This window comes from Amycolatopsis sp. TNS106, assembly GCF_019330265.1.
GTDB classification, from domain to species: domain Bacteria; phylum Actinomycetota; class Actinomycetes; order Mycobacteriales; family Pseudonocardiaceae; genus Amycolatopsis; species Amycolatopsis lurida.
This window is the reverse complement of the sequence record NZ_CP024972.1, coordinates 4,636,436-4,659,970: the sequence shown is the minus strand read 5'-3', so window position 1 is coordinate 4,659,970 and position 23,535 is coordinate 4,636,436. Positions and strand designations below refer to the sequence as shown.

The following is a 23,535-nucleotide window of genomic DNA, read 5'->3' as shown; positions in this document are numbered from 1 at the left end:
CCGTGACGAAGCACGACCTTCAACAGACGCTTGATCATCGCTGTCCTCCCGATCATTGACGTCCCACCGCCCTTGTCACGCTAAGTTCTGCGCATACGACAGTGGTACCGCCGGGAGTGCCATGGCGCTGCTCCAGCGGGTGACGGTCAGGATTCGAGGTCGCCTTCCAACGAGAGGTAGACCTCGCGCAGCTGAGCCAAAAGGTCGGCGTCCGGCTCCGCCCAGAGCCCCCGATCGGCCGCCTCGTTCAGCCGCTCGATGATGCCGCGCAGCGCCCACGGGTTGGCCTGGCGCAGGAACTCCTGGTTGACCTCGTCGAGCACGTAGGACTCGGTGAGCTTTTCGTACATCCAGTCGCCGACCACCCCGGCGGTGGCGTCGAAACCGAAGAGGTAGTCGACGGTCGCGGCCAGCTCGAAAGCTCCCTTGTAGCCGTGCTTGCGCATCGCCGCCAGCCAGCGCGGGTTGACCACGCGGGCACGGAAGACGCGGGCGGTCTCCTCGCCGAGGGTGCGCGTGCGGACGGCGTCCGGGGTGGTGCTGTCGCCGACATAGGAGGCGGGCGCGGTCCCGGTCAGCGCGCGGACCGTCGCGATCATCCCGCCGTGGTACTGGAAGTAGTCGTCGGAGTCGGCGATGTCGTGTTCGCGGGTGTCGGTGTTCTTGGCCGCCACCACGATCCGCTTGTACGAGTTCTCCATGTCCTCGCGCGCCGGCCTGCCGTCGAGGTCGCGGCCGTAGGCGAAGCCGCCCCAGACCGCGTAGACCTCGGCGAGATCCTTGTCGTCGCGCCAGTTCCCGGAATCCATCAGCGGCAACAGGCCCGCGCCGTACGCGCCGGGCTTGGAGCCGAAGATCCTCGTCGTGGCACGGCGTTCGTCACCATGCGAGGCCAGATCCGTGCGGGTGTGCGCGCGGACGAAGTTCTGCTCGTCCGGCTCGTCGAGGTTCGCCACCAGGCGGACGGCGTCGTCCAGGAGGGTGATCACGTGCGGGAAGGCGTCGCGGAAGAACCCGCTGATCCGCACGGTGACGTCGATCCGCGGGCGGCCGAGTTCGGCGAGCGGGATCGCCTCGATGCCGGTGACCCGTCGCGAAGCCTCGTCCCAGATCGGCTGGACACCCAACAGGGCGAGGACTTCCGCCGCGTCGTCGCCCGAGGTGCGCATGGCCGACGTGCCCCATACCGAGAGGCCGACCGAACGCGGCCAGTCGCCCGTGTCCTCCTTGTAGCGGCGGAGAAGCGAGTCGGCGAGCGCCTGCCCGGTCTCCCAAGCCAGACGGCTCGGGATGGCCTTCGGGTCCACGGTGTAGAAGTTGCGGCCGGTCGGCAGCACGTTGATCAGGCCGCGCAAGGGAGAACCGCTGGGCCCGGCCGGGATGTAGCCGCCGTCGAGCGCGTGGAGCACGGCGTCGATCTCGGCGCCGGTGCCCGCCAGCCGCGGCACGATCTCGGTGGCGGCGAAGGTCAGCACGCGGGCGACCTCCTGGTGCTCCGGTACGTCGGCGACGACCTCGGCGACCGCGGCGGGGGACCAGTCCCTGGCTTCCATCGCCTCGACGAGTGACCGTGCCTTCTGCTCGATCGCGTCCACTTCGGACAGCGGAGCGTCGCTGTTCTCCTTGAGCCCCAAGGCGGAACGCAGACCGGGCACCGCGCCCTGTTTGCCGCCCCACATCTGCTGTGCGCGCAGCATCGCGAGCACGAGGTTGATCCGTGCCTCGCCTTCCGGCGCGGCGCCGAGGATGTGCAGGCCGTCGCGGATCTGCGCGTCCTTGACCTCGCACAGCCAGCCGTCGATGTGCAGCAGGAAGTCGTCGAACTCCGCGTCGTGCGGGCGTTCCTCGACACCGAGGTCGTGGTCCAGTTTCGCTGCCTGGATCAGCGTCCAGATCTGCGCGCGGACGGCGGGCAGCTTGGCCGGGTCCATCGCGGCGATGTTGGCGTGCTCGTCGAGCAGCTGCTCCAGCCGGGCCATGTCGCCGTAGCTCTCGGCGCGGGCCATCGGCGGGATCAGGTGGTCGACGATCGTGGCGTGCGCACGCCGTTTCGCCTGCGCGCCCTCACCCGGATCGTTGATCAGGAACGGGTAGATCAGCGGCAGGTTGCCCAGCACGGCGTCCGGCGCGCACGAGTCCGACAGGCCCGCGGTCTTGCCGGGAAGCCATTCCAGCGAGCCGTGTTTGCCGAGGTGGACGACGGCGTGCGCGCCGAACTCCTCCTCCAGCCAGCGGTACGCGGCCAGATAGTGGTGGCTCGGCGGAAGGTCCGGGTTGTGGTAGATCGCCACCGGGTTCTCGCCGAATCCGCGCGGCGGCTGGATCATGAGGATGACGTTGCCGGACTGCAGGGACGCGAGCACGATGTCGCCGTTGTCCACATAGAGCTCCCCGGGAGCGGGGCCCCAGTGCTCCTCCATGCCCTCGCGCAGCTCCGCGGGCAGCTCGGCGAACCACTCACGGTACTTGTCGGCCGGGACGCGGATCGGGTTGCCGGACAGCTGTTCCTCGGTGAGCCACTCCGGATCCTGGCCGCCCGCGGCGATGAGCGCGTGGATCAGCGCGTCGCCGTCGGGCTGGTCCGTGCCGGTGGGCTCGACGCCGGGGAACGGGTCTTCGCCGAGGTCGTAACCCTGATCGCGCATGCGGCGCAGCAGTTCGATCGCGGACGCGGGCGTGTCGAGGCCGACGGCGTTGCCGACGCGGGAGTGCTTGGTCGGGTACGCGGACAGCATCAGCGCGATACGGCGTTCCGGCGGGGGAGTGTGGCGCAACCGGGCGTGTGCCAGCGCGATCTTCGCGACGCGGGACGCGCGTTCGGCGTCCGGCACGTACTTGGGCAGGCCGTCGTCGTCGATCTCCTTGAACGAGAACGGGACGGTGATGAGCCGGCCGTCGAACTCGGGGACGGCCATCTGGTTGCCCGCGTCGAGCGGCGAGAGGCCGTCGTCGTTGGCCGACCAGGTCTCGCGGTCGCTGGTGAGGCACAGGGCCTGGAGGATCGGGATGTCGAGCGCGGCCATCTCGGCGACGTCCCACGCCTCGTCGTCGCCGCCCGCGCCGACCTCGGACGGCCGGGTGCCGCCGGCGGCCAGCACGGTGACCAGGAGCGCGTCGGCCTTGGCCAGCTCGGCCATCATCTCCGGCTCGCGCGTGCGCAGGGACGCGCAGTGGATCGGGAGCGCACGGCCCCCGGCGTCCTCGACGGCGTCGGAGAGGGCGTGGACGAACTCGGTGTTGCCGGAGAGGTGATGCGCCCGGTAGTAGAGGATCGCGATGACCGGACCCTCGGTGGTCTTGGGCTCGCGCTCGAGGACACCCCAGAGCGGCTGCACCGCGGGCGGCTCGAAGCCGTCACCCGTCAGAAGGAGCGTGTCGCTCAGGAAGCGGTGCAGCTGGGTGAGGTTCTCCGGCCCGCCCTGCGCGAGGTACGCGTGCGCCTCCGCCGCCGTGCCCGCCGGGACCGTCGACAGCTTCATCAGCTGCGCGTCCGGCGTCTGCTCACCACCGAGGACCACCACGTGCGCGCCGCTCGCGCGGACCGTGTCGAGCCCCTCCTGCCAGCTGCGCTCGGAGCCGAGGATCCGGACGACGACGATCGGGGCGCCGTCGAGCAGGGCGGGCAGCTCGGCCAGGTCGAGCCGGGCGGGGTTCGCCAGCCGGTACTCGGCCTCGCTGGACCGGGCGCTGAGCAGGTCGGTGTCCGAAGTGGACAGAAGCAGGATCACAGCAGTCCTCACTCGGGGTGTCCGCGCCCCGGGTCGTGCGGTCGCGCCGGCCGGAGTTCCTGGCTTCCCCTCCTTGACCGGGAGGGGTGACAGTGGCGGGACCGCCCCGGACTCTCACCGGGTTCCTCCACCTGCCGACGCGTGGGTTCTTCGGTTCACTCTCCGGTGCTGTCCGGCGGGAGTCAAGGTGATGTGCAGCCGGGGTCGAACGCGTACCCCATGCCGGCTCACGCCGACCGCTCCGACGAAGAGTCACCGATCCGCGGGAAAGGGGCGGTGGAGAAGATGATCTCCACCGCCACCTCGAAGAACTCCGCGATCCGCAGGGCGAGGTAGAGGCTCGGGCTGTACTCGCCGCGTTCGAGGTAGCCGATGGTCTGGTAATGCACGCCCAGCGCGTCGGCGAGTTCGCGGCGGGAGATGCCCCGTTCCGCCCGCAACATCGCGATCCGGTTGTAAACGACCTCGCTCATGAGCTAGCCAATTCGCTGCATCGCCTTTTCCCGTCGTTCCGCCACCGAGGACCCGGACTCGCGCCGCGCCATGCGCCGCAGGACGACCGGGGCCAGCGTCAATCCGATCACGGTCCATACCGACAGCACGCCGAGGGTCTCCCATGGCCGCCAGGACTGGCCGATCTCGATGACCACCGTCGAGTCCGGCAGCAGCGCCGACCGCATACCGAGGCCGAGCCAGTACATCGGGAACACCTGCCCGAGGTACTGCAGCCACTCCGGCAGCGCGGTGATCGGGTAGAAGATCCCCGAGATCGCGCCGATACCCAGTGTCGGCAGCATGATCAGCCCGATACTGCGCGCGTTCGTGGTCAGCGAGCCGAAGATCGCGCCGATCGGCATGGTGGCGAGCAGACCGAGCACCAGTACCCACAGCAGGCCGAGCCAGGACGTCCACCCGCCGGGTGCGATGCCGTCGAACAGGAACAGGCAGGGGACCAGTACCAGCAGGATCCCGATGACCGTGTTGAGGGAAACCGTGACGACCTTGCCGACGAGGTAGCCGATCATGCCGTTCGGCGTGGCCTTGGCGCGCAGGAGTGTGCCGTCCTCGCGTTCGACGGCGAGGACGCCCGCCATCCCGAGCATGCCGCTGAACACGATCGACGCGCCCAGCACGCTCGGCACGGTGGCGGCGCCGAGCGAGAACTCCGTGCCCGGGAGCTTCGAATCGCGCATGAAGAACATGACGACGATGAAGATCACCGGGAACAGGAAGGTGTTGAAGAGGTCTTCCCGGTTGGTCATCATCTGGCGGCCTTCGAGCCAGCCGCGCCGGACGCCCAGCCGGACACTGTGCTGAATCGTGTTCATCGCGCGCCCACCGCCTCGAGGGATTCGGCCTTGCGGACCAGGGTCATGTACGTGTCTTCCAGCGACGCCCGCCGGACCTCCAGATCGCCGATGGCGTCCCCGTGCTGTTTGAACAGTTCGTGGACGTACTTCGTCGATTCCGTGGTCGAGTGCACGAACCGCTGACCGTCCAGCGTCCAGCGCACCTCGGCCTCGCCGGCGATCTGCCTGCTCAGCGCGTCGGCCGAACCGTCGGCGACGATGCGGCCGTGGTTCAGGATCAGGATCCGGTCGGCCAGTTTCTCGGCCTCGTCGAGGTCGTGCGTGGTCAGCAGGATCGTCGTGTCGTCGTCATCGGTCAGCTGGTGCACGAGCTCGTGGAACTCGCGCCGCGCTTCCGGGTCCAGTCCGGCGGTCGGCTCGTCGAGGAACAGCAGTTCCGGACGGCCGACGATGCCGATCGCGACGTCGAGACGGCGCCGCTGGCCGCCCGAGAGCATCCGGACCTTCTTGTCCGCGTGCTCGGTGAGGCCGACCGCGGCGACCAGTTCGTCCGGATCCCACGGCCGCTTGATGCGGTCCGTGGAGTACGGCGCGTAGTAGCCGCCCAGGTGCTCCAGCAACTCGCGCACCCGCCATTTCGCGTGGTCGCGCCAAGCCTGGAGGACGACCCCCAGCCGCGCCCTCCAGTTCTCGTCCGCGTGCGCCGGGTCGGCGCCCAGCACGCTGACCTCGCCCTCCGACCGCATCCGGAAGCCTTCGAGGATCTCGATCGTCGTGGTCTTGCCCGCGCCGTTCGGGCCCAGCAGGCAGATCACCTCGCCGCGATGCGCGGTGAAGTCGACGCCGTGGAGGACGTCGTTCGTCCCGTACCGCATGCGGAGATCTTTGACGGAGATCATCACGTCTTGTGGATCTCTCATTGGTCACCCCCATCTCAGTGCTGCGATCTAATGTAGCACACCTACTACATATGATCTGAGACATACTCTCGCTCGAAGGGGCCATCTACAGTGAGCGCATGTCCACGAGCGCCCGTGTCCGAGCTGACGCGTGCCCTGGTGTCTTCGCCACGCACGACGCCGCGGACGGTCCGCTCGCCCGGGTCCGGCTGCCCGGTGGCGCCATCGCGGCGGCCCAGTTCGAGGCGCTCGCGGACGCCGCCGACGAACTCGGGGACGGCGCCCTCCACCTGACCTCCCGCGGCAACGTGCAGCTGCGCGGCGTCACCCGGCCGGGTCTCGCCGGCAGGCTCGCCGCGGCCGGGCTCCTGCCCTCGCCGTCGCACGAACGCGTCCGCAACATCCTCGCGTCGCCCTTGAGCGGTACCGCCCAAAAGCTCGCCTCGGCGCTCGACGAGGCCCTGTGCGCCGTCCCTGAGCTGGCCGAACTCCCGGGACGTTTCCTCTTCGCCCTCGACAGCGGCCAAGGCGACGTCGCGGGGGAGGGCGCCGACGTCTGCTGGCGCGACGGAGCCGTGCTGCTCGCCGGCGTCGACACCGGCCTGCGGGTCACCGCCGAACACGCCGTCGAGACGCTGCTCTCGGTCGCGCGAGCGTTCCTTCGAACGCGGGGAACGGCTTGGCGGGTCGGCGAACTCGACGACACGGAGCCGCTGATCGAAGGCATCCCAGGCGAAACCGTCGAGCCGCGGAGATTCCCGGTGAACCCCGGCCTTCCGATCGGACCGATCGGGGAGGCGACCGGGGTCGCCCCTGTGTTCGGCAGGCTCACCTCGGCTCAGGCGCGCAAGATCGCGAAGGCCGGGAACGCCGTGGTCACCCCGTGGCGGTCGATCCTCGTGCTCGGCGCCGTGGAAGCGGAGCCGGGGCTGATCACCGATCCGGGTGAGCCGTCGCTCGGGATCAGCGCCTGTGTCGGGCGACCGGGCTGCGCGAAGTCACTCGCCGACGTGCGGGCCGACGCGGCACGGGTCGGCCGGACCCCGAGGGTCCATTTCGCCGGGTGCGCCCGGCGCTGCGGAAAGCCCGCGCACGAGCACGTCGACGTGCTCGCGACGGAGGACGGTTATCTGGTCGACGGGGCGTTCGTCCCGGTCGGCGAGCTGACAGAGACTTTGGCCGAGAAGGGACAGCAGTGATCGACTACATCCGGGACGGGGCCGAGATCTACCGGCACTCGTTCGCCACCATCCGTGAGGAGGCGGATCTCGCGATCCTCCCCGACGACGTCGCGGTGCTGGCCGTGCGGATGATCCACGCCTGCGGGATGGTCGATCTGGTCGACGATCTCCGCTACAGCCTGGACGTGGTGGAATCCGGCCGCGCCGCGCTCGAAGCGGGCGCGCCGATCCTGTGCGACGCGAACATGATCGCCTCCGGGGTGACCCGCAAACGTTTGCCTGCCGCCAACGAGGTGCTGTGCACGCTGTCCGACCCGAAGGTGCCGGGGCTGGCCGAGCGGATGGGCACCACCCGGTCCGCGGCCGCGCTGGAGCTGTGGCGCGACAAGCTGCCCGGATCCGTGGTGGCGATCGGCAACGCGCCCACCGCGTTGTTCCGGCTGCTGGAACTGCTGGAAGAGGGCGTCGGTGCGCCGGCCGCGATCATCGGGGTCCCGGTGGGCTTCATCGGCGCCGCCGAGTCCAAAGTGGAGCTCGCGAAGCGGGCACCGGCCCCGTACCTGGTGGTGCACGGACGCCGCGGCGGCAGCGCGATGGCCGTCGCCGCGATCAACGCGATGGCGAGTGAGGTCGAATGAGCGGGCTCGGGAAACTCTGGGGTGTCGGGCTCGGGCCCGGTGACCCGGAACTGATGACGGTCAAGGCCGCCCGGCTGATCGGCGAGGCCGACGTCATCGCCTATCACAGCGCGCGGCACGGCCGGAGCATCGCGCGTTCGGTCGCCGAACCGTATCTGCGGGACGGCCAGATCGAGGAGAAGCTGGTCTACCCGGTCACCACCGAGACCACCGACCATCCCGGCGGCTACGAAGGCGCGATCGCCGATTTCTACGAGCTGAGCGCGAAGCGGCTCGCCGAGCACCTCGACGCCGGACGCGATGTGGTGGTGCTCTGCGAAGGCGACCCGTTCTTCTACGGCTCCTACATGTACATGCACGAACGCCTCGCCGACCGCTACGAGGCGACCGTGGTGCCCGGCGTGACGTCGGTCAGCGCCGCGTCCTCCGTACTCGGCCGCCCGCTGGTGCAGCGCGACGAGGTCCTCACCATCCTGCCCGGCACGCTGCCCGCGCCGGAGCTCGCGCGACGCCTCGCCGACACGCAGGCCGCCGCGGTGCTCAAACTCGGGCGGACGTTCGGCAACGTCCGCGAGGCGCTGGCCGAAGCCGGGAAGCTGGACGACGCCTTCTACGTCGAACGGGCGACTTGGCAGGCGCAGCGCGTCGAGCCGTTCGCCGACGTCGACCCGGATTCGGTGCCCTACTTCTCGCTGGCGCTGCTGCCCAGCCCGGCCTACGCGTCGCGGCTCGCCGACGAACCCCAGATCGCCAGGAAGCAGGAGACGCACACCGGTGGCGAAGTCGTGGTCGTCGGCCTCGGCCCGGCCGGTCCCGGCTGGCTGACCCCCGAAGCGACCGAGGAATTGGCCGCGGCCGAGCACGTCGTCGGCTACGGCCCGTACGTCGCGCGAGTGCCGCAGCGCGCGGGCCAGCAACGACACGCGTCGGGCAACCGCGTCGAGGCCGAACGCGCCGTCGAAGCGCTGGAGCTGGCCGCGAACGGCGCCAAGGTCGCGGTGGTCTCCTCCGGTGATCCCGGCGTGTTCGCGATGGCGTCGGCGGTGCTGGAGCAGGTAGCCGCCGGTCACGGCGCGGGCGCGCGCGTGCGGATCGTGCCCGGCGTGACCGCCGCGCAGGCGGCCGCGTCCCGGGTCGGCGCGCCGCTGGGGCACGACTACTGCGTGCTTTCGCTGTCCGATCGGCTCAAGCCGTGGGAGATCATCGAACGACGGCTGGACGCGGCGGGTGCGGCGGATCTCGTGCTCGCGCTGTACAACCCGGCGTCCCGCACGCGGACCACGCAACTCGCGCAGGCCCGCGACGTCCTGCTGCGGCACCGCGCGCCGGAGACACCGGTGGTGGTCGCCCGCGACGTCGGCGGCCCTGAGGAGGACGTCCGCGTGGTCACCCTCGGCACGCTGGAGCCGTCGGAAGTGGACATGCGCTGCCTGCTGATCATCGGCTCGTCGAAGACCCGGGCCGAGAACGGTGTGGTCTGGACGCCGCGCACCTACGAGTGATGCCCGAGACCCGCGGTGCGCGCTAGCGGCCGGGTCTCGTGTCGACGTTGAGGCCTGACGGCGGCACCCTGTTCAAGATGGCGCTCAGCCCCGAGGCAACGTCAGCGGGGGCCCGCGGTCGGCCTGACCGGCCTGACAGGGCAAGAAAGAAACGAAGGTAACTCCCGCCGTAATAAACATATAGCGCATAGGGGGACTTGCCACAAGACCCCGGTCATGCCTCAGACTCACTCGCCGTAGCCGAAACCTGGTGAAATGGGAGTCTGTGTCAACTCAGGGTCATGAAGAAGAGCTGCGGTCCGAGCGCGAGTACGTCGCCGGGCTCTACACGCGCCTGGACGCCGAACGCGTGCGGGTGAAGGGGGAGTACCAGGCGGCGCTGGGCGGAACCGGCGGGACGGCCATGGAGCGCGACGTCGAGGTGCGGGCGCTGGCCAGGGAGTCGCGGCGGCTGGACGTCGTCGACAACGGCCTGTGTTTCGGCAGGCTGGACAGTCTCGCGGGGGAGACCTCGTACATCGGCCGCATCGGGCTCTTCGACGAAGAGAACGACTACGAGCCGGTGCTCCTCGACTGGCGGGCGCCCGCCGCCCGCCCGTTCTACACCGCGACGGCCGCGACGCCGGAGAAGATGCGCCGTCGCCGTCAGTTCCACACGCACGGACGTGAGCTGCTCGGCTTCACCGACGAGGTGTTCGGCCGCCCCGGCGGCGACGCGGAGGGCGACGCGGCGCTGCTCGCGGCCGTCAACGCGCCGCGCGGCGAGGGGATGCGGGACATCGTCGCGACGATCCAGTCCGAACAGGACGAGATCATCCGGCACGAGCACCCCGGCGTGCTCGTGATCGAGGGCGGGCCGGGTACCGGGAAGACCGTGGTGGCGCTGCACCGCGTCGCGTACCTGCTCTACACCCAGCGCGAGCGGATGGAACGCCACGGTGTGCTCGTGGTCGGGCCGAATCCGGCGTTCCTGCACCATATCGGCCGGGTCCTGCCGTCCTTGGGCGAGACCGACGTGGTGTTCATGACCACCGGGGATTTCGTTCCCGGCAAGCACGTCACCGCCGAGGACGGCCCGGAAGCGACGCGGCTCAAGGGTTCACTGAAGATGCTGGACGTCCTCAAGGCCGCCGTCGCCGATCGCCAGCGGCTGCCGGAGGAGCCGGTGCTGATCGAGCTCGCCGACGTCACCGTGCGGATCGACGCCGAGACCGCGGAATGGGCCAGGGACGAGGCGCGCAAGAGCGGTCTGCCGCACAACGAGGCGCGCGGGACGTTCATCGACGTCGTCACCTACGTCCTGACCGAGCGGGCGATCGCGCGGATCGGGCGTGGCTGGCTCAGCCGGGACGACCGCGACGAATGGGAGCGGCTGCGGAAGGACCTGCTGAAGGAGCTGGCGGAGAGCGAGACGTTCACCACCGCGCTCGGCGAACTCTGGCCGATCCTGACGCCCGAAAGCCTGCTGGGCTCGCTTCTCTCGTCTTCGGAGCGGCTTCGCGCGGCGGGCGCGGACCAGGCGTTGCTGCGCGCCGACGGGGAAGCCTGGACGGTGTCGGACATGCCGCTGCTCGACGAACTCGTCGACCTGCTCGGCCGCGACAAGGCGGCGGACGAGGCGGCGGAGAAGGCGCTCGCGCGGGAGAAGAAGGCCGAGGCCGAGTACGCCGAAGGTGTGCTCGACACGATGAAGCTCGACCGCGAGGAGATGGACGAGGACGTCATGTTGTCGGCGGAGAACCTGCTCTTCGCCGACGAACTCGCCGACCGGTTCGTGGAGCACGACACCCGCAGCCTCGTCGAACGCGCCTCCGCCGATCGCGACTGGACATATCGGCACGTCGTCGTCGACGAGGCACAGGAACTGTCCGAAATGGACTGGCGGGTGCTGATGCGGCGCTGTCCCAGCCGGTCGTTCACCGTCGTCGGCGATCTGGCGCAGCGCCGGTCCGAGGCCGGGGCGCGATCGTGGGACGCGATGCTGAAGCCGTACGTGCCGGGCCGCTGGGTCTACCGGTCGCTGACGGTGAACTACCGCACCCCGGCGGAGATCATGGCCGTCGCGGCGGCGGTGCTCGCCGAGTTCGCGCCGGACGTCCGGGCGCCGGAATCGGTCCGGTCCAACGGGGTCCGGCCGTGGGCGCGGCAGGTCGACGCCGATTCGCTGGCAGGTGCCATCGAGGAGTTCGTCAAGGACGAAGCCGGGCTTGAAGGCACCAGCGTCGTGATCGGCCCGCCCGGAGTGCCGGGCACGGTGCCCGCCTCGGAGACGAAGGGGCTCGAGTTCGACGCCGTCCTCGTCGTGGACCCGGAGCGGATCCTCGCCGACGGCCCGCGCGGTGCCGCTGAGCTCTACGTCGCGCTCACACGCGCTACGCAGCGGCTCGGCGTCCTGCACGAAGGCCCGTTGCCGCCCGCACTGGCGGGCCTGAACTCGTAACTCGCGTGATCAGAGACCGCACTCGCGTGATTGGAGGCGTAACTCACGAGTTACGTCTTCAATCACGCGAGTTACGGGTTCAAGCACGCGAGTGACGACTCAGCGCGTCGGGTCCTTGCCGTTCGGCTGCCGCGGTCCCGGCCCCGGCGACCACCAGCCGGGGACGACCTTCTCGCCGTGGACGATCGTCGGGGCGATGCCCTCGGTGAACGGTTCCACCTGCAGCAGCTGGCCCCACGACTGGCTCGGCTGGCCGATCAGGTAGCTGGGCACCTCGGGTTCGGCCGCGACCTCTTCGAGCCAGCCGATCGGGCCGCCGTTGGTGCTGGACGCCCAGTTCGCCTCGTCGGCGACGGCGCCGGGGGTGATCCGGTAGTCGGGCACCTTCGAGATGCCGTCGTGCGAGGTCACCGGCTGCACGCACGGGTAGACGAACGACGCGGGCCAGTCGATGTACACCTGCTTGCCCGCGATCTTCTCGGTCAGCGTGGTGAACGTCGGCACGCGCGGCGCGGACGCGGCGATCCACCCGTCCTCGGTGAGGTCGTTGTCGACGATGTTGATCCGCACGGACGTCGTCTCGGGGGGAAGGTCGCGCAGGTTGATCCGGGTGTCGTTCCAGCCGTTGGTCCCGGCCCCCGGCGGCAGCACGAACTGGCTGCGGACGACCTTCACGCCTTCGCTGGTGTTCACGCCGTAGTCGAGGCTCACCGACGTGGGACGCCTGGCCGCGCCCGCGGTGGCGACCACGATCTGGCCGTCGGCGGGTTTCTCGGAGAGGGCGTACCAGTCGCTGCGCAGCCGCCCGGCCCGCGTTTCGGGGTCGAGGAAGCTGCTCCACATCGGGACCTCGTCGGGCTTGAACCCGTGCGGCGGCTCGGCCAGCGGGTCCTTGTCGTCGATCGCGCGGGTGTGGAACCCGGTCTGCACGCGGCCGTTGTCCTGTTCCGGATCGGGCAGCGGCGGCGGGGTCTGCCCGGCGGGCGGCTCCTCCTTCTTCACCGGGACCGTCCGCTGTTCGGACTGGGTCCGCAGGATGCTGGTCGCGGCGTCCCGTTCCACCATCACGTGGTCGGAGAGGTTGCAGCTCTTGCCGAAGAGGTGCCCGAAGTTCGCGGCGCCGAGGCTGTAGGAACCCTGCTGGTTGTGGATCGCCCACGCCATGCTGACGAACTCGCCCGTGGCCATCAGACCGCACACGACCACCAGCGACAGCGAACCGAGCCGCAGCGACCGGCTCCGCCCCTCCTGCGGCCCCGCCTGAAGACCGGGCCGGTGTGCGCGGACGTTCTCCACGAACGCGTACACCCCGGAGATCGCGGCCGCGATCAGCAGGATCGTCGACAGCGGGATCCCGCCGATCGACGGCGCCACGGCGGTCCACTGCACGCCGAGTTTCGAGACGAACCAGTACGAGTTGGGCCCGGTCGCGGCCAGCGCGCCGACCACGAGCAGCCCGGCGAGGAACGCGGCGCGGTTGCGCCTGGACCTCAGCACCGTCGAACTGGTCGCCAGCGCGGTCAAGGCCGCCATGGCCGCGCCGACCGCGGCGAACGCGCCGAAGTGGTGCGTCCACTTGGTCGGGGTCAGCGCCAGCAGCAGGAAGAACAGGGCGACCGTGCCGATCAGGCGGCGGCTGGGGCCGAGCGCGGCGCCGGGGATCCGGCCGCGGCGCAGCAGCACCACCAGGCAGGTCCCGGTGCACAACAGCACCAGCAGCACGGGGAACCGGCGCGGCACGGAGCCGTCCGGCAGGCTTTCGAACAGCAGCTGGTAGCGCGCGAGTTCCTGGAACCACGACAGGTTCGGGCCGACCAGGGTGCGGATCCTGGTCGCTTCCTGCACGGTGGCGAAGGTCTGGTCGGCGAACACCACGACCAGCACCAGCAGTCCGGCGGCCAGCACCGGCGCGAGCACCGGCAGCCAGCCGTTCTCGGCGCGCTGGCGGACCAGTTTGTACAGCGGGCGCGCGGCGACCAGGAACGGCGCGACCGCGATCAGCCCGGTCGGCGTCGCGGCCAGGGTGAACCCGGCCGCGGTCAGCCCGAGGCACAGCGGCAGCAGACGGCGGGTCACCAGCGCGCGCTCGACGGCGCAGATCGCCAGCAGCGAGCCCAGCGCGGCGACCGGTTCGGGCCGGACACCGTTGTTGAACGGCATCCACCAGACCAGGAACACCGCGGCGGCGGCCCAGCCGGCGGCGCGGCTCGTGCGGACCTGCGTGCCCAGGCGCGGCATGACCTCGCGGCTGATCAGCAGCCAGCTCAGCACGCCGAGCAGGAACGACGGGAGCCGGATCCACGGCGGCACCGTGCTGACGTGCGCCATCAGCTGGTACACGTGGTAGAACCAGCCGAACGGCGCCTCGGCGACCCCGAACCACCGGTGGTAGTTCGTCAGGTAGCCGGTCTCTTCGGCCACTCTCGACATCGTGAGGATGTAGCCGTCGTCCGAGGTGACCGGGCCGATGAAGACCCACGCGCCGAGCGCGATGATCACCGTCGCGTCGCGGGCGGTCAGCCGCCACCAGCCGACCGGCGCCCAGCGCGGCGCGCGGCGGGCGAAACCGGAGTCCATCCGCCACACCGCGATCAGGCAGCCGATGAACGACAGCGCCGCGATGACGCCGACGATCCACTTCCACACCGTCGGCGAGGTCTGGTAGCGGGTGTCCGGGACGACCGAGACGTGCAGGCCGGCGATCGGGTCCTTGCCCGCGTTGATCGACGAGTAGATCCCGACCAGCCGCGGCCGGACGTCGCCCTCGGCGTGGAACACCACGGTCTCGGCGACGGTCAGCGTCATCCGGTTCGCGTCCGCCCGGAGCCCGATGTCGCATTTGTTCTCGGGCAGCGGCTGCTGCACGATCTGCTGGCCCTGGCTGGACGCGAGCAGCACGCCGTTGTCGATGCGCAACTGGAGGCCGACGCCCTTGCCGGCGCGCGGGTCGGTGCGGCCGTCGGGCACGGTGGAGAACAGCAGCGCCTGGCCCTGCGAGCGCGCGTCCAGCGACCGGACGGTCGTGCACGGCAGATCGACGCGCAGATCCTGCGCCCAGTACCCGGTCAAGGGCGCGTTGACGGAGCGGGTGTCGCCGCCCGTTGGCCAGACGACCTCCGCCGTGTCCTGCACCACCGGCAGGAAGGGGAAAGCCAATGCGCACAAGGCGGACAGCAACCCCAGCGTGACAGCGATCAGACGCATCGGCGCAACGCTAACGGGTCTGGTCCGAACGGCTTACGCAGGGCTGCCCTTCGCCGTGCCGCTCAACCAGGTTATAGCGCCCTGAACTGTCGTTACGCTGGTCGTTTCCGGTCGCCTCGGCCGCCGGACGACGACCACCGGGAGGCCGAGCCCGCGGGCCGCCGTGAGCTTCGCCGCGGTCATCTCGCCGCCGCTGTCCTTGGTGACGAGGACCTCCACGCCGTGCCGCTCCATGAGCGCGCGCTCCTTCTCCACCGTGTACGGCCCGCGGTCCAGCAGGATTTCGTGACGGCGGGGGAGCGGCGCTTCGGGCGGGTCGACGCAGCGGATCAGGAACCAGAGATCCAGCCCGGCGAAGGCGGCGAGCCCTTGGCGGCCGCTGGTGAGGAACACGCGTTCGCCGAGTGACGGCAGCAGCCGCGCGGCGTGATCGAGGTCTTCGGCCCAGTGCCAGGTGTCGCCGGGCTGTTCGGTCCAGCCGGGCCTGGCGAGCCTGAGCAGCGGCGTTCCCGTTTCCCGCGCGGCGATGGCCGCGTTCGAGCCGATGCGTTCGGCGAAGGGATGCGTGGCGTCGATCACCGCGTCGACGTCGTTCTCGGTCAGCCAGCGCGCGAGACCCGCCGGTCCGCCGAAGCCGCCGACGCGGGTCTCGCCGTGGGGCAGCTTCGGGCGCGCGACGCGGCCGGCGAGTGACGACACGACGTGCTCGCCGCGCGCCACAAGTTCCTTCGCGAGCTCGCGTGCTTCGCCGGTGCCGCCCAGGATCAGCAGCTTCATCGGGCCACCGCCGCACGCCATCGTTCCAGCGTGCGCAGGTTGGCGAGCGTTTCCGCCCAGGTGAGTTCGGGTGCCTGGCGGTCTTCGAGGTGTGCGGCGACATGGTCGGCTTCGCGAGCGAAGAGGCCTTGAGTCGCTTCGACTTCGATCACCTCGGGCTCGCCGCCTTCCGGGGTGAGGATGATCCGCGACGTCTTCGGCTTGCGCATTTCGTGGATCCACGCCGGTTTCGGCACGTACAGCTGCCCTTCCGAGCCGTACACGCGGATGTGGTCGTCCTGCGTCAGCTGGAAACCGCAGGCCAGCTGCGCGAGGATCCCGCCGGGCAGCCGCAGCAGCCCGAACGCGACCTCGTCGACGCCGTTCTCGTCGAGCCTGGCCATCCCGAGCACCTCTTCGGGTTCGACGACGTCCTGCCCGGTCGCCGCCTGCGAGACCAGCCGCGCGAGTGACGTGCAGTAACAGCCGACGTCGAAGATCCCGCCACCGCCCAGCGCGGGATCGGTGAGCCGGGGTACGGCGAAGTTGTAGCTGAAGGCGACGTCCACGGCGCGGACCTCGCCGATGGCGCCGCAGGAGATCAGCTCGGCCAGCCGCCGGATCTGCGGGTGCAGCCGGTACATGAACGCCTCCATGAGGAAGACGTCGTTGGCGCGGGCGGCGTCGATGACCTTCTCGGCTTCGGCGACGGACATCGTCAGCGGTTTCTCGCACAGGATGTGCTTTCCCGCTTCGGCCGCGCGGATCGCCCATTCGCCGTGCAGCGGATGCGGCGTCGAGATGTAGAGCGCGTCGACGTCCGGATCGGCGAGCAGGTCTTCGTAGGAGCCGTAGCATTTCGGGATCTCGAAGCGGCTCGCGAACTCGGCCGCCCGGTCTCCGGAGCGCGCGGCGACGGCTTCGAGGACACCGTGTTTGCTCTCTTCGACGCCCGCCGCGAACTCGGCGGCGATGGTCCCGGCGGCCAGCAGGCCCCAGCGAAGGTTCTTCACAACGACTCCGGTTGGTTGGCGCGGTCGCGGGTGGCCGAGTACAGGAAGCTGTCGGGAAACCCTTCGGCGGCAAGGGTTTGCCCGACGAAGATCATCGCGGCGCGGCTGATCCCCGCCGCGCGGGACTGCGCCACGATGGTGCCCAGCGTGCCGCGCAGCACCTGCTCACCGGGCTGGCTCGCCAGCGCGACCACCGCCGCCGGGCAGTCGTCGGTGTAGAACGGCCGCAATTCGTCGACTACTTGCTCGATGCGGTTGATCGCCAGGTGCAGCGCGAGCGTGGTGCCGGTGCGCGCGAAGTTCGCCAGCGTTTCCCCCGGTGGCATGGCCGTGGACCGGGCCTGTGCCCGCGTGATGACCAGGCTCTGGCCGACCTCGGGCACGGTCAGTTCGCGGTTGAGCAGCGCGGCCGCGGCGGCGAACGCGGGAACACCGGGCGTGACGTCGTAGGGAACGCCCGCCGCGTCGAGGCGGCGCATCTGCTCGGCGACCGCGCTGTAGATCGACGGATCGCCCGAGCAGAGCCGCGCGATCTCGTGACCCTTCCCGTGGGCCTCCACCATGCGCTCGACGATCGCGGGGAGGTCGAGGTTGGCGGTGTCGACGAGCACTGCCTCCGGAGGGCAGTAGTCCAAGAGCGCCGTCGGCGTCATGCTTCCGGGGTACAGGCAGGTCTCGCAGCGGCCGAGCAGGTCACGGCCTCGCACGGTGATGAGGTCGGCCGCGCCGGGACCCGCGCCGATGAAGTGCACTGTCAAGGTTTGCTCCACTGTGTGACGACCCGCGCCGGGGTCCAGCCGGTGAATCCGCCCAGCGGCGCGGCTTGTTCGATGCCGACGCGGATCAGCTCCCCGCCGTGTTCGCCGTACGCACGGGCCAGCACCTGTTCGGATTCGAGCGTCACGCCGTGCGCGACGATCCGTGCGCCGGTCGCCAGGCAGGCGTCCAGCACACCGGGCACGGTCAGCCCGCCGCCGACGAAGATCGCGTGCGGCCTGGTCAGCCCTTCGAGTGCGTCCGGCGCCGCGCCGATCACCACGTCGAGTTCCGGGACGCCGAGCGCGTCCGCGTTCCGGGTGATGCGGGCGGCCCGCTCGGGCGACCGCTCGATCGCGATCGCCCGGTTCGCGGGATGGACCCGGGACCATTCGATCCCGACGCTGCCCGCGCCCGCGCCGACGTCCCACAGCAGTTCACCGGGCGTCGGCGCGAGCCTGGCCAGCGCGGACGCGCGGAGGTCGCGTTTGGTGAGCTGTCCGTCGTGCTCGAAGGCGTCGTCCGGGAGGCCGGTCAGCGGCAGTGCGGGCCCGTCGGCCTCGATGGCGAACACGGTCAGCGTGCCGGGCCCGACACGCTCTTCCGGGCCGCCGAGGTCGGACAGCGCGGTGACGCGGCTCTTGCCGTAACCGCGGGCTTTGAGGAGGTCGAGCAGGTCTTCGGCGTTCGCGCCGAGGACGAGGATCTTCCGGCCGGGCGCGAGTACCCGGTTCACCCGGCTGATCGCGCGGCCGACGACAGTGACCACTTCGGTCTCCTCCGCCGGCCAGCCGAGTTTCGCGCGGGCGAGCGTGGCCGACGAGAGCGCGGGCAGGACCTCGACGTCGTAACCGCGCTGGATCAGTGTCGTGCCGATACCGGACAACAACGGATCGCCGCTGGCCAGCACGCAGACGCGGCCTTCCCGCTCGGCGAGGAAGGCGTCCAGACCGGGGAGGAGCGGGCTGGGCCAGGGCTCGCTTTTCATCCCGGCCGGCAGGTACGCGAGCTGTCTCGGCGAGCCCACGACCTCGTCGGCGCCGAGCAGTGCTTCCTTGGCCCGCTCGGACAGGCCGGGCCAGCCGTCGGCCCCGATCCCGACGACCGTCAGGGGTGATTTTTCGCGCACCTCGGTCACCGTAGATGACGGAATTCCTATGCGATGATCGGCCAGAGGTCGTCGACGACAGGGAGTGCTGTGAAGCCGTACCCGTTCACCGCCGTTGTGGGGATGCCGGATCTGCGCCTGGCGCTGGTGCTTTCCTCGATCTCGCCCGCCGTCGGCGGCGTGCTGGTGCGCGGGGAGAAGGGCACGGCGAAGTCGACGATGGTGCGCGCGCTGGCCGGTCTGCTGCCCGGCGTCGACGTGGTGGACGCGTGCCGGTTCTCCTGCGATCCCGTCGAGCCCGATCCGGCCTGCCCCGACGGTCCGCACGCCGAAGGTCCGCCCGCGCACCGCCGTCCCGCACGGCTCGTGGAGCTGCCGGTCGGCGCGGCCGAAGACCGTGTGATCGGTTCGCTGAACCTGGAACGCGCGCTCGCCGACGGCGTCACCGATTTCCAGCCCGGTCTGCTCGCGGCCGCGCATCGCGGGCTGCTGTACGTGGACGAGGTCAACCTCCTGCACGACCACCTGGTCGACACGCTGCTCGACGCGGCCGCCATGGGGCGCGCGACCGTCGAGCGCGAGGGTGTTTCGGTGTCGCACGCGGCCCGGTTCGTCCTCATCGGCACGATGAACCCCGAGGAAGGCGAACTGCGGCCGCAGTTGCTGGACCGCTTCGGGCTCACCGTCGAGGTCGCGTCGAGCCGGGATCCCGGACTGCGGGTCGAGGTGGTCCGGCGGCGGCTCGCCTACGAGGCGGATCCCGACGGCTTCGCCGGCCAGTACGCCGCGGCCGACGCCGAACTCGCCGCGGACATCGAAGCGGCACAACGACTTCTGCCGTCGGTCAAACTCCCCGACGACGCGCTGCGGCAGATCGCGGAGGTCTGCGCGTCCTTCGAGGTCGACGGGATGCGCGCGGATATCGTGACCGCGCGGACCGCGGTCGCGCACGCCGCCTGGGCCGGGCGCACCGAGGTGACCACTGACGACGTCCGGGTCGCGGCCCGGCTCGCGCTGCCGCACCGCCGTCGCCGCAATCCCTTCGACGCGCCCGGGATCTCCGAGGAGCAGCTGGAACAGGCGCTCCAGGACGCCGAGCCGGAAGGCCCCGGCCCCGACGACGACGGTCCCGGTTCGGGCACCCCGCCGGAGGGCGGTGAGACCTCGGGCCCGCCGCCGTCGGAAGGCGGACAGGAGCCGTCGGGCGGCGGCCAAGGCGGTGACCAGAAGCCCGTCGGCGCCGGGGAAGCCTTTCGTGCCAGGCGTTTCGAGGTGAAGGGCACCGGTGAGGGCGCCGCCGGACGGCGGTCGAGGGCGATCACCGACAACGGGCGGACCATCGGCGTCCAGCCCGCCGGGACCAAGGACGGGCATCCGCATCTGCTCGCGACCGTGCGCGCGGCCGCGCCGCATCAGCGGTCCCGCGGCCGCAGCGGCGCAGGGCTCGTGGTGCGGCCCCAGGATCTCCGGTTCGCGCGGCGGGAAGGGCGCGAGGGCAACCTGGTGCTGTTCTGCGTCGACGCGTCCGGTTCGATGGGCGCGCGCCAGCGGATGCGCGAGGTCAAGACCGCCGTGCTGTCCTTGCTGCTCGATGCCTACCAGCGTCGCGACAAGGTGGGCCTGGTGACCTTCCGCGCTTCCGGCGCCGAACTCGCGCTGCCGCCGACGATCAGCGTCGACGCCGCCGCGTCCCGTTTGGACGGCCTCGCGACCGGCGGGCGGACCCCCCTGGCCGAAGGACTCCTCGAGGCGGCGCGGGTCCTGCGGATCGAAGCGGTCCGTGATCCACTGCGGCGTCCGCTGCTCGTCGTCGTCACCGACGGCCGCGCGACCAGCGGCGCCGACGCCGTCCAGCGCGCGAAACAGGCGGCCGGGCTGCTGGCCGGGAACGTGACCTCGATCGTGATGGACTGCGAGAGCGGGAAGATGCGGCTCGGGCTCGCCGCCGAACTGGCGGAACACCTTGGCGCGGAACACGTTCCGGTCGCCGAGGTCGCCGCCGACACTCTCGCGGGCGCCGTCCGCACGCATATCTCCGGAAAGGCTGCGTAATGCCCCAGGGCAAACCGGAAACCGTGCCGAATGACGGGCTCACCACCCGTCAGCGCCGCAACCGCTCGCTGCTCGCCGTGCACACCGGCGAGATGAAGGGCAAGTCCACGGCCGCGTTCGGCATGGCGCTGCGCGCGTGGAACCAGGGCTGGTCGATCGGCGTGTTCCAGTTCGTGAAGTCGGCGAAGTGGCGCGTCGGCGAGGAAGCCGCTTTCCGTGCCCTCGGCAAGCTGCACGACGACACCGGGCAAGGCGGCGCCGTCGAGTGGCACAAGATGGGTGAAGGCTGGAGCTGGGCGCGCAAATCCGGTTCCGAGGAGGATCACGCCGAGAACGCCCGTGAGGGCTGGGCCGAGATCAAACGCCGTCTCGCCGCCGAGACCCACGACTTCTACGTCCTCGACGAATTCAGCTACCTGCTCAAATGGGGCTGGCTGGAGGTGGACGACGTCGTCTCGACGCTGACCGCGCGCCCCGGCCACCAGCACGTGGTGATCACCGGCCGGTACGCGCCGCCCGAGCTGATCGAGGCCGCGGACCTGGTCACCGAGATGACGAAGGTGAAGCATCCGATGGACGCCGGGCAAAAGGGCCAGCGAGGCATCGAATGGTGAACCGCGTGGTCATCGCCGCGCCCGGTTCGGGGCACGGCAAGACCACGATCGCCGCGGGCCTGATGGCGGCGTTGCGCGCACGGGGGCTGAAGGTCTCCGGGCACAAGGTCGGCCCCGACTTCATCGACCCGAGCTATCACGCGCTGGCCACCGGACGGCCCCCGCGCAACCTCGACCCGTTCCTCCAGGGCGAGGATCGGCTGATCCCGTTGCTGCGGCACGGTTCCGCCGGTGCCGACATCGCGGTCATCGAAGGCGTGATGGGCCTGTTCGACGGGGCGCTCGGCACCGAGGGGTACGCGTCGACGGCGCATGTGGCGCGGCTGCTGGACGCGCCCGTGGTGCTGGTCGTGGACGCCTCGGCCGCGTCGCGCAGCGTCGCGGCGACCGTGCTCGGGTTCGCGCAGTACGACACGCGCGTCCGGCTCGCCGGCGTCATCCTGAACAAGCTGGGCTCGCAACGGCATGCGGACGAGATCGTCACCGCGCTGGAAGCGACCGGCGTCCCGCTGCTGGGAACGTTGTACCGCAACGAAGAGATCCACGCGCCGAGCCGTCACCTCGGTCTGGTCCCGGCTGCGGAGCGGGCGAGCGAGTCGGAACGGTTGCTGCCGGAGCTGGCGGCATGGATCAGCGAGGGCGTGGACCTCGGCGCGGTCGTGCAGGTCGCCCGGTCGGCTTCGCGGCTTTCGGGCGAGCCCTGGCGGCCTCCGTTCGCGTACGACGGACGCCGTGCGGTGGTCGCCGCGGCGGCCGGTCCCGCGTTCACCTTCCGCTACACCGAGGCGATCGAACTCCTCGCCGCCGCCGGTGTGGACGTCGTCGACGTGGACCCGTTGCAGGACAAGGAACTTCCCGAAGGCTGCGCCGGGCTGTACTTCGGCGGCGGCTTTCCCGAGGTGCACGCCGAGGAACTGTCGGCGAACGCCCCGCTGCGGACCGCGGTCGCGCGGGCCGTCGGCGACGGAATGCCCGTCGTGGCCGAATGTGCCGGGCTGCTGTACCTGTGCCAGGACATCGACGGGACACCGATGACCGGTGTCCTCGACGCATCGGCCACCATGACGAAACGCGGGAAACTCGGCTACCGCAAGGCTTTCGCGCCCGCAGACAGCGTGCTCGCCGTCGCGGGGCAACGCGTCACCGGGCACGAATTCCACCGCACGATCATCGAACCCGGCAGCGGCCCGGCCCCGGCATGGGGCTGGGACCGTACCCCCGACGGGTTCGCGTCGGCGTCCCTGCACGCGTCGTACCTGCACGTCCATTGGGCCGGCTACCCCGAACTCGCCGAACGGTTCGCCACCGCGGTGCGCGCCCATGGCTGACTACGACCTCTGGCACCACGGCGATCGCGAGGTCGGCGAAGGTCTCGTCGATCTGGCGGTCAACGTCCGCCTCCCGGCGCCGCCGGCGTGGCTGCGCGCCGAACTGGCGGCGGCCCTGGACGATCTCGCCGCCTATCCGGACGTCACCGCCGCCACGGCCGCGGTCGCCGCCCGGCATTCGCTGCCGGAGGCCCAGGTGCTGGTGACCTCCGGCGCGGCCGAGGCGTTCACGTTGCTGGCCACGGCTTTGCGGCCGTCGCACGCCGTCGTCGTGCATCCGCAGTTCACCGAACCGGAAGCCGCTTTGCGCGCGGCAGGCCATCCCGTGCACCGGGTGCTGTTGTTCCCCGACGACGGTTTCCGGCTGGGCGGTGTCCCGGAAGAGGCGGACCTGGTCTTCGTCGGGAATCCCACGAACCCGACTTCCGTGCTCCACCCCGCAGCGGACCTGCTGGCGCTGGGGCGCCCGGGGCGCCTGGTCGTCGTCGACGAGGCCTTCCTCGACGCAGTCCCTGGTGAGACCGAAAGCGTTGCGGGACAACCCGGTTTCGTCGTCCTGCGCAGCCTGACGAAAACCTGGGGGATCGCCGGTCTGCGCGCCGGATACGTGCTGGCCGACGAGTCCATTGTGGACAATCTGCGTGCGGTCCAGCCCCCGTGGTCGGTCTCGTCGCTCGCCGCCGTCGCCGTGGTGGCGTGCTGCCGCCCGGCGGCGCTGGAGGAAGCCGAAAAGCTGGCGGTGGCGGCGGAGGCGGATCGGGAGTACCTGGTTTCAGGCCTGACCGCTATGGGTGTCGAGGTGCTGGGAGAGCCCCGGGGGCCTTTCGTGCTCGTGCGGCTCCCTGGTGCCGATGTCGTCCGGGAGCGGTTGCGAGAGCACGGGTTCGCCGTCCGGCGTGGGGACACCTTCCCGGGGCTGGACGCGCGGTACCTGCGGATCGCGGTGCGGGACCGGGAGACGGTGGACGCTTTCCTGACCGCACTGGCTGTTGTGTCGTGAGTTGCT

General features: G+C 70.6%; 17 protein-coding genes and 1 riboswitch. Of the genes, 8 read left to right on the top strand and 9 right to left on the bottom strand.

What is annotated here, in order from left to right; all coding sequences use genetic code 11:
* Positions 1 to 146: 146 nt before the first annotated feature.
* The 4 genes from cobN to CVV72_RS20915 form a co-directional block, all read right to left on the bottom strand.
* On the bottom strand, positions 147 to 3,728 hold the full coding sequence (cobN, locus tag CVV72_RS20930) for a cobaltochelatase subunit CobN (protein WP_219145419.1): 3,582 nt from the start codon (positions 3,726 to 3,728) through the stop codon (positions 147 to 149).
* Between the two features lie 53 nt (positions 3,729 to 3,781).
* Positions 3,782 to 3,856, bottom strand: a riboswitch (cobalamin riboswitch).
* 99 nt (positions 3,857 to 3,955) lie between these two features.
* Positions 3,956 to 4,201, bottom strand: coding sequence for a helix-turn-helix transcriptional regulator (locus tag CVV72_RS20925; RefSeq protein ID WP_005162705.1), 246 nt, complete (start codon positions 4,199 to 4,201; stop codon positions 3,956 to 3,958).
* Positions 4,202 to 4,204: 3 nt separating this feature from the next.
* The gene (locus tag CVV72_RS20920) at positions 4,205 to 5,056 is read right to left on the bottom strand and encodes an ABC transporter permease (protein WP_219145418.1); all 852 of its coding nucleotides are present in this window, start codon (positions 5,054 to 5,056) and stop codon (positions 4,205 to 4,207) included.
* A complete protein-coding gene (locus CVV72_RS20915) occupies positions 5,053 to 5,958 on the bottom strand; it encodes an ABC transporter ATP-binding protein (protein WP_219145417.1) in 906 nt (301 codons plus the stop codon). The genes CVV72_RS20920 and CVV72_RS20915 overlap by 4 nt, the downstream gene beginning before the upstream one ends.
* A 98-nt stretch (positions 5,959 to 6,056) precedes the next feature.
* Here CVV72_RS20915 and CVV72_RS20910 point away from each other — a divergent pair, with 98 nt between their 5' ends.
* The 4 genes from CVV72_RS20910 (at position 6,057) to helR (ending at position 11,698) form a co-directional block, all read left to right on the top strand.
* Positions 6,057 to 7,136 (top strand): precorrin-3B synthase, encoded by a 1,080-nt coding sequence (locus CVV72_RS20910; RefSeq protein WP_219145416.1) that lies wholly within the window; start codon positions 6,057 to 6,059, stop codon positions 7,134 to 7,136.
* On the top strand, positions 7,133 to 7,756 hold the full coding sequence (locus CVV72_RS20905) for a precorrin-8X methylmutase (protein WP_016332061.1): 624 nt from the start codon (positions 7,133 to 7,135) through the stop codon (positions 7,754 to 7,756). The genes CVV72_RS20910 and CVV72_RS20905 overlap by 4 nt, the downstream gene beginning before the upstream one ends.
* Positions 7,753 to 9,258: a precorrin-2 C(20)-methyltransferase gene (locus CVV72_RS20900; RefSeq protein WP_219145415.1), complete on the top strand. Its 1,506-nt coding sequence runs from the start codon at positions 7,753 to 7,755 to the stop codon at positions 9,256 to 9,258. The genes CVV72_RS20905 and CVV72_RS20900 overlap by 4 nt, the downstream gene beginning before the upstream one ends.
* A gap of 265 nt (positions 9,259 to 9,523) precedes the next feature.
* Positions 9,524 to 11,698, top strand: a complete 2,175-nt coding sequence (helR, locus tag CVV72_RS20895) for an RNA polymerase recycling motor ATPase HelR (protein ID WP_219145414.1) — start codon at positions 9,524 to 9,526, stop codon at positions 11,696 to 11,698.
* A gap of 99 nt (positions 11,699 to 11,797) precedes the next feature.
* Here the strand turns inward: helR and CVV72_RS20890 are convergent, their stop codons facing one another.
* The 5 genes from CVV72_RS20890 to cbiE are packed head-to-tail and all read right to left on the bottom strand — an operon-like array spanning position 11,798 to position 18,565.
* Positions 11,798 to 14,902 (bottom strand): arabinosyltransferase domain-containing protein, encoded by a 3,105-nt coding sequence (locus CVV72_RS20890; RefSeq protein ID WP_219145413.1) that lies wholly within the window; start codon positions 14,900 to 14,902, stop codon positions 11,798 to 11,800.
* A gap of 33 nt (positions 14,903 to 14,935) precedes the next feature.
* Positions 14,936 to 15,679: a cobalt-precorrin-6A reductase gene (locus tag CVV72_RS20885; protein WP_219145412.1), complete on the bottom strand. Its 744-nt coding sequence runs from the start codon at positions 15,677 to 15,679 to the stop codon at positions 14,936 to 14,938.
* Entirely contained in the window at positions 15,676 to 16,671 is a 996-nt protein-coding gene (locus CVV72_RS20880; protein WP_219145411.1) for a Gfo/Idh/MocA family protein, read from the bottom strand. The genes CVV72_RS20885 and CVV72_RS20880 overlap by 4 nt, the downstream gene beginning before the upstream one ends.
* Positions 16,668 to 17,429 carry a precorrin-4 C(11)-methyltransferase gene (gene cobM / locus CVV72_RS20875; protein ID WP_219145410.1) on the bottom strand — a complete coding sequence of 254 codons (762 nt, stop codon included), beginning with the start codon at positions 17,427 to 17,429 and terminating at the stop codon, positions 16,668 to 16,670. Before cobM ends, CVV72_RS20880 begins: the two co-directional genes overlap by 4 nt.
* Entirely contained in the window at positions 17,426 to 18,565 is a 1,140-nt protein-coding gene (cbiE, locus tag CVV72_RS20870; RefSeq protein ID WP_219145409.1) for a precorrin-6y C5,15-methyltransferase (decarboxylating) subunit CbiE, read from the bottom strand. The genes cobM and cbiE overlap by 4 nt, the downstream gene beginning before the upstream one ends.
* 60 nt (positions 18,566 to 18,625) lie before the next feature.
* Here cbiE and CVV72_RS20865 point away from each other — a divergent pair, with 60 nt between their 5' ends.
* From CVV72_RS20865 to cobC, 4 genes are read left to right on the top strand one after another with little or no spacing between them, the layout of a single operon-like run.
* Complete coding sequence (locus tag CVV72_RS20865) at positions 18,626 to 20,587, top strand: putative cobaltochelatase (protein WP_219145408.1); 1,962 nt, start codon at positions 18,626 to 18,628, stop codon at positions 20,585 to 20,587.
* Positions 20,587 to 21,201 carry a cob(I)yrinic acid a,c-diamide adenosyltransferase gene (gene cobO / locus CVV72_RS20860; RefSeq protein ID WP_219145407.1) on the top strand — a complete coding sequence of 205 codons (615 nt, stop codon included), beginning with the start codon at positions 20,587 to 20,589 and terminating at the stop codon, positions 21,199 to 21,201. The genes CVV72_RS20865 and cobO overlap by 1 nt, the downstream gene beginning before the upstream one ends.
* Entirely contained in the window at positions 21,195 to 22,529 is a 1,335-nt protein-coding gene (locus CVV72_RS20855; RefSeq protein ID WP_219145406.1) for a cobyrinate a,c-diamide synthase, read from the top strand. The genes cobO and CVV72_RS20855 overlap by 7 nt, the downstream gene beginning before the upstream one ends.
* A complete protein-coding gene (cobC, locus tag CVV72_RS20850; RefSeq protein WP_219145405.1) occupies positions 22,522 to 23,529 on the top strand; it encodes an Rv2231c family pyridoxal phosphate-dependent protein CobC in 1,008 nt (335 codons plus the stop codon). The genes CVV72_RS20855 and cobC overlap by 8 nt, the downstream gene beginning before the upstream one ends.
* The last annotated feature ends 6 nt before the right edge of the window (positions 23,530 to 23,535 follow it).